11 protein-coding genes are annotated in these 9173 nt (G+C 53.6%); 3 read left to right on the top strand and 8 right to left on the bottom strand.

All coding sequences use genetic code 11. The features are described 5' to 3' along the window. The 7 genes from ACOVRA_RS10985 to pyrC all read right to left on the bottom strand — a co-directional run. Nucleotides 1–763: type IV toxin-antitoxin system AbiEi family antitoxin domain-containing protein (locus ACOVRA_RS10985; RefSeq protein WP_421720327.1), on the bottom strand; the 763-nt coding region annotated here is incomplete at its 3' end. An 86-nt stretch (nucleotides 764–849) separates the two neighbouring features. Next, a complete protein-coding gene (locus ACOVRA_RS10980; RefSeq protein ID WP_421720326.1) occupies nucleotides 850–1068 on the bottom strand; it encodes a DUF4926 domain-containing protein in 219 nt (72 codons plus the stop codon). Nucleotides 1069–1096: 28 nt separating this feature from the next. After that, entirely contained in the window at nucleotides 1097–1324 is a 228-nt protein-coding gene (locus ACOVRA_RS10975; protein WP_421720325.1) for a DUF6883 domain-containing protein, read from the bottom strand. Further along, nucleotides 1324–2613, bottom strand: coding sequence for a tyrosine-type recombinase/integrase (locus tag ACOVRA_RS10970; RefSeq protein WP_421720324.1), 1290 nt, complete (start codon nucleotides 2611–2613; stop codon nucleotides 1324–1326). Before ACOVRA_RS10970 ends, ACOVRA_RS10975 begins: the two co-directional genes overlap by 1 nt. Before the next feature lie 326 nt (nucleotides 2614–2939). Further along, nucleotides 2940–4076 (bottom strand): hypothetical protein, encoded by a 1137-nt coding sequence (locus tag ACOVRA_RS10965; RefSeq protein ID WP_421720323.1) that lies wholly within the window; start codon nucleotides 4074–4076, stop codon nucleotides 2940–2942. 703 nt (nucleotides 4077–4779) lie between these two features. Further along, entirely contained in the window at nucleotides 4780–5352 is a 573-nt protein-coding gene (locus ACOVRA_RS10960; RefSeq protein WP_421720322.1) for a helix-turn-helix transcriptional regulator, read from the bottom strand. 331 nt (nucleotides 5353–5683) lie between these two features. Continuing rightward, nucleotides 5684–6760, bottom strand: coding sequence for a dihydroorotase (pyrC, locus tag ACOVRA_RS10955; protein WP_421720321.1), 1077 nt, complete (start codon nucleotides 6758–6760; stop codon nucleotides 5684–5686). A 176-nt stretch (nucleotides 6761–6936) separates the two neighbouring features. On the opposite strand from pyrC, the gene ACOVRA_RS10950 reads away from it, so the two are divergent. Continuing rightward, entirely contained in the window at nucleotides 6937–7617 is a 681-nt protein-coding gene (locus ACOVRA_RS10950; protein WP_421720320.1) for a crotonase/enoyl-CoA hydratase family protein, read from the top strand. Nucleotides 7618–7626: 9 nt separating this feature from the next. After that, nucleotides 7627–8076, top strand: a complete 450-nt coding sequence (gene rpiB, locus ACOVRA_RS10945; protein WP_421720319.1) for a ribose 5-phosphate isomerase B — start codon at nucleotides 7627–7629, stop codon at nucleotides 8074–8076. 23 nt (nucleotides 8077–8099) lie between these two features. On the opposite strand, the gene ACOVRA_RS10940 is transcribed toward rpiB, so the two are convergent. After that, nucleotides 8100–8444: a winged helix-turn-helix transcriptional regulator gene (locus ACOVRA_RS10940; protein WP_421720318.1), complete on the bottom strand. Its 345-nt coding sequence runs from the start codon at nucleotides 8442–8444 to the stop codon at nucleotides 8100–8102. A gap of 75 nt (nucleotides 8445–8519) precedes the next feature. On the opposite strand from ACOVRA_RS10940, the gene ACOVRA_RS10935 reads away from it, so the two are divergent. Further along, entirely contained in the window at nucleotides 8520–9062 is a 543-nt protein-coding gene (locus ACOVRA_RS10935) for a carboxymuconolactone decarboxylase family protein (RefSeq protein WP_421720317.1), read from the top strand. Nucleotides 9063–9173 lie beyond the last annotated feature (111 nt).

Raw genomic sequence — 9173 nt, 5'->3', positions numbered from 1 at the left:
CACGCTCCATAAGTTCGCGCGGCAGCATGAGCTGCGAACGTGCATCATAGACGCCGTTCTGAACAAGTGCCCGAACACCCGAGCCATAATCCAAGCCGTCAAGATCTAGCTCTTGAACGATGGGCAAATCCAGCTTGCGACCCATGAAAGCAAAAAGTCGCCTCACTTTATACGAGCTGCAACCTGTAAGCAGCGCGGTCATGAGTTCAGGCCGCAGATTGCGCAGGCCGTCCATTATGTCATACGCTTCCAGCAGACTTACAGACTTGGGGCTTAGATAGAGTAGCTCCAAGATTGCCCGCTCAGGCGCAGAGGAGCGAAGCTGAAAGCCTTCATAAGTCGCTTGGCGGACACCGAGATGCGGCGGCAGAAAGTCAGTCTGGGAATGCTGGATTTCAACCTGCCAAGCGGCCTTGAACCATTTAGGAAGCGTCGCGCCATTGGGACCAAACAAATGGACTGGTTCAACGCCAACCCGCGCATAGTGCGCAAAGCCGTCACAATTTAGGGCTGTCACCCCCCCGACATGGATCGCCAAATCTGATTGCGCTTGCAAACCAGAAAGGGAGGCTTGCCACGTCAGTTCATCGTTGGGGCGCTTAAACACGCCGGGGCTTAGCCTTTCCAGCCAACCGCTTTTCACATATTGGTTAGTAAGGCTGTACGACACCCCTCGCTGGCTCAGCCACGCTTGAGTGACGAGACCTTTGCTTGGCCAATCATCAAGGACATTTTGTATTTTTGATGCTACATTCGTATTCATAATATGAATTTGTCATAAAATATGAAAAATTCAATGAAGTCTGTATGGGCTGATGGGTGGGAATTTGAAAGCGTCAAATAGCTGCCTCAGGCCGCGACTTGTTCATAGGACAGACGAAGAAGCGAAGAGATAGGCAAAGTCGGCATTGAAAAAGTCGCGCCATCTCGGTCACAGAACTCAACGAGTACAAAGTCGTCATCCAACAACTCGACCACGGTTCCAACCTGGCCTAGCACGAGACCCAAGTCGCTCTGATCGCTCAAAAGCGCGACGGTATCTAGCAAAGTGGGTTGCACTTTAGTCATGGTTTTGTCCTCAGATCCGGCTCGCCTGTCACTCACAACAAAGGCCGAAACAAACTTTGCGCCGCCGCCTCCAGTCCGTATCACCCATAATGATCGCACAAAAGCTGACTTGGCACCATGAATAAGTTTCCAGCCCTATGCCCGATGCAAGCATAAACACTCTTGCCTTGCTAGAACCAATTCGATGGGTCGGAGACAGAATATATTCCGTCAACTTGGCCTCAGAGATTGATGCTTTATCACCAAAGGGCTGCATCACTCCCGCCCGATGGCGAACCGTCCGGCTACCTTTTCAGCAATAATCCGTGCGGCAGTATCGCCGGGGTGCGCATAGCGTTCGGTCGATGATGCGTTTGCATGACCTAGAGCTCGACCTACTAGATACAGCGATGCACCATCTTCGACCGCGAATGTTGCAAAGCTATGGCGCAGGTCATGAAGACGGACGTCAGAGAGGCCCGCAAGTTCCCGGACTTTCAGCCACGCTTTATTGACCCCCAACACCGGCTTACCGGAGATTTGAGACATAAAGACATAAGGCCCCAATCGCGGCAGGTATTCGAGGATCGTCCGTGCTTGCTCTGACAGAATGATCGTGCGTGATTTATTCTGGCTACCCATCTTGGTTCGCACTGGCGGCAGAACAAGTCGCGAGCGCTCGATGTCAACTTCAGACCAGTTTAGTTCTGTGATTTCGTTACGGCGCGCGCCAGTCAACATGATTAAGCGAATGATGTTGGCATAACTGGGCGCGATCACCCATGCTGCTTGTGCTTCTTCAAGAACGTTCCAGAGCCTTTGAGCCTCTTCTGTCGTCATGGATCGTTCACGGCGATTGTCGCGCAGCTTTTGGACTTTCGAGCAAGGATTAGTTTCCAATATCTCCCGCCAAATCGCCCACGAAAACATCGCAGACAGACATCTTAGGCCTCGGGACGCGGCACTTGGTCCGCCTTTGACAATAGAACGGCCCCGGGGGCCAGTCTTGATATCCTGTGAAGTCTTGCCGTCAGCAATGTCTCTTTGCCACGCGGCGAGATCGCTGGGCCTGATGTCCTTCGCAACAACATCATCCAGAAGAGGCTTGATGTGGCGCTTGTATGATGTGGCATCGACTGACCAAGACGATTCCCGCTTTAACGGCTTATCATTAGGTCCATCGCGGAAATACAATTCGAACAACTGGCCGATGGTCGCGTCGCGCATAGCTTTAGCTATGACCAGCCCGCCCTTCCCAGCCAAAGACTTTGCCCGCTCACTTGGCGTCTCTGATAGGTCAACGCCTTTGGTTGCTTCAGTAATGACTTCTCGCGCACGGTTACGTGCAGCCTCAGGCGTCCAGGGCAGGCCATGCTCGCCAATGGTCATCCATCGTTGTTGACGGTTCACGCGATACTTCACGCAATAGGTCTTTCGGCCACTGGACGAGATCCGAAGCATGAAGCCACGCAACTCAATGTCCCAAATCCGCGTGTCGCCGGTCTCGGGCGGCATCGCGGAATCGACAAATCTCTTGTTGATTTTCGCCTTCAAAACGTCTGACATTGTCAACATCCTATGCCATCTTTATGCTACCAATCGACCCCATCACGCGACACCATCATCTCAAAAATGGCGAAGTTTGGACCCAATTTCAGCTTTTTTTGCTACCAATTTGCTACCAAATGGGAAAAATTCAGTAACAAGCTGTCCCATAATATTACAAGAAAAACTATGTATCGCAATATATTACGAAAAATCGTGACAAGCCGTGAAAACGCGAAAAAACACGGGGTTCAATTTTGGTAATGATGAGGTCGGGAGTTCAATCCTCCCCTGTGGCACCAGTTTTTCCCAAAGACCCCAGCGACGTCCGCAAGTCCCGTGCGTCGCTACCTGAGTAAGGCGGCAAGTTCGGCTTGTCTTGATTTGCCTGTCTTGGTTCGAATGGCCCGCAATTGGGCACGAACAGTCTCCTTGCTGCTGTGTCGCAAAGAAGCAATCTCGCTGGCCGATTTACCCTCGCCAAGCAACCGGATGATGTCTGTCTCTGCAGCCGTGAGGCCAAATGTTGAGGCTACCCGATCCAGAGACTTTTCTAAGGACTTCCTCAAATCAGATAAATCAACCAGCACATCAATGGACGAATAAGAACGGGCGGCCCCCAAATTGTTGATCGGATCGGATGAAAGCCGCTTGAGCTTCACCAAGCCATGGCGACTGGTATAGTGGGCCAAGCCGTAGCGTGCAGCTTCGATTGTCGCAGCAACCCAATCCGCTTCGCCCGTCCAAGGAAGATTCTGGCCACCCAAAAGGGTCTGAGCGGAAGGGTTTGCGGCGATGAAGTCTCCGTTTCCATGCACCAAGGCCAAGGGGACATCGAGCGCGTTTAAGGTTGCGAGAACCGCGGTAGGACTTTCCTTCAGGGCCCTGGCCAGCGACAACGTGCTACCGATCCGCGCAAAGTCAGAACTTAGCGCCCCAAATCGGGCGCAGTCTTGCGGCGTGAAGGGCTCTCCCAAGGGTGAGCGTGTTAAGCCAAAAATAGTCCAAAGGCCGTCCTTTAAATGCGCAACGACCAAAAATCGCGAATGTTCGAACGGCACAAAGCCACGCTCGACGCGAAATTGCAGCACATCGGGATCAAAGTGAATGTCTGAGGATAGGGGGCGTCCGGGGAATGCCGCAATGACCCCGCCAATCGGATCATCAAAAGCCCCAGCTTCATAATTATCTAGCGAAATAAGGTCTAAATCCGTGACGGCCATCAGCATCAAATTGAATTTCTTCTGTGCCAGATTCACCTGTGTCAGTTGCGCGGAATCACTTGATAAAGCATCGCGCAATTGGGACAGAGCTTCCAACCATAAATCCGATTGCCCGCCTGCCGCCCGATAGAGCAAGGAGACGACCTCTTGCAGCGCTTCGTCAGGCTCTTGAACAATCAGCTCTGGAACAGGAAACGGAGCGCGCGCTGTATCTTGGGAAGGAATAGGTGTGCCATCCTTGGCAAAATTCATCTTGAACAAGTTCTATCCCCCTGCGTTCAAATTGGATTATGATCAGCCAAATGGTTCTTCTGCCCTTGTGCGAGTTGAGCTTTTTCGTTCGCGACTAAGGCGATGACACTTGAGATCGAGTTGAGGCTACTTTGTAGTTGGCGCGCTATCGCGTCCAAATTTGGTCGATCTTGTTCGGAGTCAGCCTCGACTTCTTGAATGAAACAAAGCGCAAAATGTTTGGGCGTCGAAACGAAAATCAACGCAATCCAGGTCCGCCTCTTCACATTTGGTGGTGCGAAAAGCACCTTTCCCGCTTCCGACGAACTCGGGTGTCGCTTTTTCTGGATGAGGCCTAACTTAAGCACCACAAGGCCAGACTGAAGCCAGCTTTGGAGGCAATCTTCGGCCCAGGGTATTAGAACGGGATCCAAGATAGCCGCATGGATGGCGTCGAGCGCTTGCAGTCGCGCTTGCGGGCCCATTCCGACCTGCCGGATCAGATGCGACGAGCGGGATTGATCCTTTAGTTGGATGTCAGGTGCCGCAAAGTCAGAAGCATCATGAAGCAAGGATCGAACCTCAGACTACGCCTGCCGAACCCCAACAGCTCGAGCAATGCCTTAAACGCCTAAAACATGGGTTGTTTTGCCAATTAAACTACCGAAAGGTGCCACCATGAAGTAACAACCACGTGATCGATCTATCGCTGAGGTCGAAACAAAAATGACGCTCAAAGATAGGGAGCCAGAAGATTGAACATCGCTTCCCGGTTACTGACCCGGAGCTTTTGGTAAATGTTCCTGAGATGGGTCCGCACCGTGTAAATGGATGTGCCTGACGTCATCGCGGACGTGCTCAACGTTTTGCCAGCGACCAGATCGGCGAGAATGCGCAGTTCCGCGCCACTCAAACCATAAATCGCTTTGAGATCAGAGCCGACTTCGGGGCTGAGCTTATGTTCAAGCGGGATTGTAATCCCAATTGGTGCCTCGGAATCCGCCGCCAGTGGAATAACTTTCAGGATGATTGGGCTCTCGGGGTCATTCAAATCGAAATGAACGCTCCGCATCTTGCCCACTGGGCAGGTGACAGCGCGGTTCAAAATCTGGGTGAACAGCCCGGAAGCCATCATTGAACGCCAGATCGTATGGGGATCTTCTGCACTATCGCCCCGTGCAAGGTTCTTTCGAGCATAATCTCTTGCGGCGGCGTTGGTCCAAACAACCTCGCCCTCGCGATTGCAGACTAATCTTGGTTCCTCAGCTATAGCATGCCAAGCCACTAATGCTTCTGACGAATCCAAGGCGTCTACTCACTCTATAATTGTCAGGAATTTGGCCTTCCGCTTGGAAGACCAACAATCAAGGGTGATCATTCTCATTGATACGGAGCGTTGTCATACCTCAAACGGGGTAAAGCAGAGACCGAAAAGCAGAAAAATCAAACTAGACTTGGCATCGCGCATGCCGGAAGTGTCGCAAGCGACGTCTTGCGCGAACTCAAGGGCAATCATGCGCTCAATCAATCCGAATCGGGCACCTCGTTTGTTCGACAGCAGAGTTTAAGGCCGCGACGCGACCGCAAGCCGACTTCAGCTAGTCATCAGGCTGACAGGGTCTGCTTGGCTAGGGTCGTTACCCGACAAACTTCCAAGCCAAGGTCTGGCCGGCATGGAAGGGAACGACTTGCGTGCCGGCGGCGGACAATGTGCTTGGCACGTCGACCGTCACCTTCTCTAACACCACGCTGTCATCGTTTACGGGCAGGCCGTAAAAGCGCGGGCCGAAGAGGCTGGCGAAGCCTTCGAGCTTGTCGAGTGCGCCCTCTTCTTCAAACGTCTTGGCATAGCTTTCAATGGCATATGGCGCGTTGAAAATGCCTGCACAGCCGCAGGCCGATTCCTTGTCGCCAATCGCATGGGGCGCAGAATCGGTGCCGAGAAAGAATTTGGGAGAGCCAGAAATGGCGGCCTTGCGAAGGGCCAATCGGTGGGTCTCGCGCTTGGCGACGGGCAGGCAATAAAAGTGCGGGCGAATGCCACCCTCGAACATCGCATTGCGATTAAAATCAAGGTGGTGGGGCGTGATGGTGGCGGCAATCGGGTGGCTGGAACCTTCGACGAAGGAAACGGCATCGGCGGTCGTAATATGCTCAAACACGATCTTGAGACCCGGAAAATCACGGACAATTTGGCTCAAGATCCGCTCGATAAAGACCGCTTCCCGGTCAAAAATATCGATGTGGGATTCGGTCACTTCGCCATGCAACAAAAGCGGCATACCGATCTTTTCCATCGCCGCAAACACGGGATAGAGCTTGTTAAAGTCCGTCACACCATGGCTGGAATTGGTGGTCGCATGGGCAGGATAGAGCTTGCAAGCTGTGAAAACCCCGGTCAAAAAACCGTTTGAGATATCCACCGGGTCGCTGTGATCGGTAAGATAGCAGGTCATTAGGGGGGTGAATTTGAGGCTTGGATCGGTCACCGCCACGATGCGGTCGCGGTAAGCCGCACCCAGTGCGGTTGAGGTCACAGGTGGGGCGAGATTTGGCATCACAATCGCGCGGGCAAATTGGCGCGCCGTGTAATTGACGACCGCGGCCAACATCGCGCCATCGCGCAGATGCACATGCCAATCATCGGGCCGACGGATCGTGAGGCGGGTCAATCCAGCTTGCACATCATCGCCTTGTGTCGCCACATCCATCATCTCATGCCTCTTTCTATCCAACCCCAGTGCCGCTTGGATTAGACAGGCAGGTGACCAAGGTCAAATCACGGATGTTGCGGCAGCGCCCCGAACTTGCATCTGCCCTGTTGACCCACAAAGCCTTATCTCTACTAGTCAGGCGAGAATTAGATCAGAAACAAACAGGGAGCAACGGCATGAGTGCGAGCGTGGAGATGATTGGCGATGTGGCTGTAATCCGCATGGATGACGGCAAGGCCAATGTGATCAATCAAGCCATGGTGGCGTCCCTGCATGCGGCCTTGGATGAAGCCGAGGCGAAAGCCAAAGCCATTGTGTTGGCGGGCCGTGAAGGTCGCTTCTCCGGTGGCTTTGATCTGCAAGCGCTCACAGGCTCTGGGCCAGAGGCAGCGATTGCACTCCTTGATGCCGGAGCAGGCCTTCTGGTGCGCCTTTATGGCAACCCCCTGCCGGTGGTGGCCGCCTGTACCGGCCATGCGATTGCGATGGGCGTCTTCATTCTGCATGCCTGCGATACCCGCATTGGCGCGGCAGGGCCTTATAAGATTGGCGCGAATGAGACGATCAATGGCATGGTCTTGCCAATCTTTGCGCTGGAACTCTCTAAAGACCGCCTGAACCCGCTGCATATGACCAAAGCCGTCGTCCAAGCCTTTATCTATGACTCAGAAGGCGCTGTTGAAGCAGGCTATCTCGACCACCTGACCAGCTTGGACAAGGTCGAAGCCGAAGCGATTGCCTTAGCGGGCCAGCTCGCCCAATTGCCCGGCCACGCCTATCACGGCAATAAACTTGCTATTCGCGGCGCGACTTTGGATCGTATCAAGGCCAGCATCGGCCGCCACCACGGCAAATAGGCCTGAGCCATGACCCAGCCAAACCGCCTTGTGTTGACCAGCGACCACGCCGCGATTGAGTTGCGGCGTGCCATTTACGACCATGTTTCCGCCAAGGGCTGGGAAGTGGATGATATCGGCCCCATTACGACCGAAAGCACGCCCTATCCCGAACGCGGTGCCGAAGCTGCCCGCCTTGTCGCAGCTGGCCAATACCAATTCGGCATTCTTTTGTGCGGGACCGGCCAGGGCATTATGATGGCGGCCAATAAGGTCAAAGGGATACGTTGTGGCGTGTGTATGGACACCTTCTCTGCCCGCATGATCCGCCAGCATAATGACGCCAATATGCTGTCCATCGGTGCCCGTGTCGTAGGCTTTGGCCTCGCCCTGGATATCGTCGACGCATTCTTGACAGCCGAGTTTGAAGGCGGCCGGCATGGGACACGTGTGGATATGATAAAGGCGTTGGAGGGGTGAGGTTGGGGAGGCTTTTGGACGATCTAATCTTCTGAAATATCATGCTTTTCAAGATTTTCCGCCCATTCATTTGCCCAAGCGTCCAGTGAGGCAAACTTCCCTGCGAGCGCCAGTCCCATGCTCGTCAACTCGTATCCGTTTTCGCCAAGGTCAACCAAGCCTAGGCCTCTCAGCTCCTTAAGGCGTTGATTTAACACGGTCGGAGAGACGTCATCGCATCTGGATCGGAGCGCGCGAAACGTCGCGGTGTCATGGCTGAGTTCCCAAAGCAGACGCAGCGTCCAGCGCTGTCCGAGGACATCCAGTAAAACCATGATTGGACGGCCAGTCTGTGAACCGCGAACCGGCGTTCCGGGAAGCTTGTGCAATTTCCGCCCCATATTGACGCTACATATTTAGTAGCATATTTTCGGCTTGCAATCATTTAGCAAAGCGAGCCCGCAATGACCACTCAATTAACGCCAATTACCGAACCCTATCCTGAAGACGTGGCCAAAGTCTTAGCCAGCTATCCACAACAAGGCGGCTACATACTGGCCCTCTTCCGTGTCTTCGCCAACAGCTTGAGATTCTTGAAGAAAGCGGTTCCAAATCTGCTCGATAAAGACAGTCCGCTACCCTTGCGCATTCGAGAAATTGTTATCTTGCGCGTGACGGCCAACAAGAATTGCGAATACGAATGGGGCGTGCATGTCAGCGCATTCGGGTCTCATGCTAAGCTCACGGACGCACAAATCGCGGCAACCCGAAGCGATCAGGTCGACGACGCCATATGGTCGCCAGCCGAAGCATGCCTTTTAAGGGCCGTGGACAACCTTTGCGCTTCAGGAAAAATGGACAACAGCATCAGCGAGCAATTTGCACGCGACTGGAGCAAAGAGCAGCAATTGGAAATATTTGCCCTCTGCGGAACCTATCATACCATCAGCTTCGTCGCCAATGCAGCGCGATTGCCAAATGAGCCGTTCGGCGCTCGCTTTCCGTGAGCCGGCGAGGACAAAGGCCCCCCGAACACAAAAAAGCCCCGCATAAGCGAGGCTGATTCGAAGATTTTGGGTGCGGGGGCAGGATTTGAACCTACGACCTTCAGGTTATGA

This window comes from Aquidulcibacter sp. (assembly GCF_049239865.1).
Classification (GTDB): domain Bacteria; phylum Pseudomonadota; class Alphaproteobacteria; order Caulobacterales; family Aquidulcibacteraceae; genus Aquidulcibacter.
This window is presented reverse-complemented; position numbering and strand designations above follow the sequence as displayed.

Excerpts from the sequence above, each read along its gene's own strand:
- ACOVRA_RS10980 (WP_421720326.1), bottom strand. The coding sequence starts at position 1,068 with ATGACTAAAGTGCAACCCACTTTGCTAGATACCGTCGCGCTTTTGAGC.
- ACOVRA_RS10975 (WP_421720325.1), bottom strand. The coding sequence starts at position 1,324 with ATGCAGCCCTTTGGTGATAAAGCATCAATCTCTGAGGCCAAGTTGACG.
- ACOVRA_RS10970 (WP_421720324.1), bottom strand. The coding sequence starts at position 2,613 with ATGTCAGACGTTTTGAAGGCGAAAATCAACAAGAGATTTGTCGATTCC.
- pyrC (WP_421720321.1), bottom strand. The coding sequence starts at position 6,760 with ATGATGGATGTGGCGACACAAGGCGATGATGTGCAAGCTGGATTGACC.
- ACOVRA_RS10950 (WP_421720320.1), top strand. The coding sequence starts at position 6,937 with ATGAGTGCGAGCGTGGAGATGATTGGCGATGTGGCTGTAATCCGCATG.
- rpiB (WP_421720319.1), top strand. The coding sequence starts at position 7,627 with ATGACCCAGCCAAACCGCCTTGTGTTGACCAGCGACCACGCCGCGATT.
- ACOVRA_RS10935 (WP_421720317.1), top strand. The coding sequence starts at position 8,520 with ATGACCACTCAATTAACGCCAATTACCGAACCCTATCCTGAAGACGTG.